The sequence below is a fragment of the Variovorax nivicola genome (assembly GCF_051216475.1).
GTDB lineage: Bacteria > Pseudomonadota > Gammaproteobacteria > Burkholderiales > Burkholderiaceae_C > Variovorax.
The window spans coordinates 1-1,097 of record NZ_JBPJZK010000040.1; the positions used below are offsets into that span (position 1 = coordinate 1).

A 1,097-nucleotide genomic window follows, 5' to 3' on the forward strand; every position below is an offset into this window, starting at 1 on the left:
GGCGCCAATTTCGTACTCGACTGGCTAGCGAACGGCGACGAGCCGGTCGTGAACCTCGACAAGCTGACCTACGCAGGCAATCTCGAGACACTCGCGTCGCTCAAGAACAACCCGAGGCACATCTTCGTGCAGGGCGACATCGGCGACAGCGCCCTCATCGACCGCCTGCTGGCCGAGCACAAGCCCCGTGCCGTGGTCAACTTCGCCGCCGAATCGCACGTGGACCGCTCCATCCACGGCCCCGAAGACTTCGTGCAGACCAACGTGCTGGGCACCTTCCGCCTGCTCGAATCCGTGCGCGGCCACTGGAACGCGCTGCCGGCTGAGCAGAAGACGGCCTTCCGCTTCCTGCACGTATCGACCGACGAGGTCTACGGCTCGCTGTCCAAGACCGATGCGGCCTTCACCGAAGAGCACAAGTACGAGCCCAACAGCCCGTATTCGGCCAGCAAGGCCGCCAGCGACCACCTCGTGCGCGCCTGGCACCACACCTACGGCCTGCCGGTGCTGACCACCAACTGCTCCAACAACTACGGCCCCTTCCACTTCCCCGAGAAGCTCATCCCCCTGATGATCGTCAACGCGCTGGCCGGCAAGAGCCTGCCCGTGTACGGCGACGGCATGCAGGTGCGCGACTGGCTCTACGTGAAGGACCACTGCAGCGCCATCCGCCGCGTGCTCGAGGCCGGCAGGCTGGGCGAGACCTACAACGTGGGCGGCTGGAACGAGAAGCCCAACATCGAGATCGTCAACACCGTGTGCGCGCTGCTCGACGAGCTGCGCCCCAGGGCCGACGGCAAGCCCTACAAGGAACAGATCACCTACGTCACCGACCGTCCGGGCCATGACCGCCGCTACGCCATCGATGCGCGCAAGCTCGAAGCCGAGCTCGGCTGGAAGCCCGCCGAGACCTTCGACACCGGCATCCGCAAGACCGTCGAGTGGTATCTGGCCAATGGCGAGTGGGTGCGCAATGTGCAAAGCGGCGCGTATCGCGAGTGGGTCGAGAAGCAATACGACGCATCACCTGCGAAGGCCGCGGCATGAAGTTGCTGCTGCTGGGCAAGGGCGGACAGGTCGGCTGGGAGCTGCAGCGC

1 protein-coding gene is annotated in these 1,097 nt (G+C 65.5%); it reads left to right on the forward strand.

Annotation, left to right across the window (positions count from 1 at the left end):
* Nucleotides 1-1,047: dTDP-glucose 4,6-dehydratase (gene rfbB / locus ACSFBF_RS36025; protein ID WP_435475179.1), on the forward strand; the 1,047-nt coding region annotated here is incomplete at its 5' end.
* Nucleotides 1,048-1,097 lie beyond the last annotated feature (50 nt).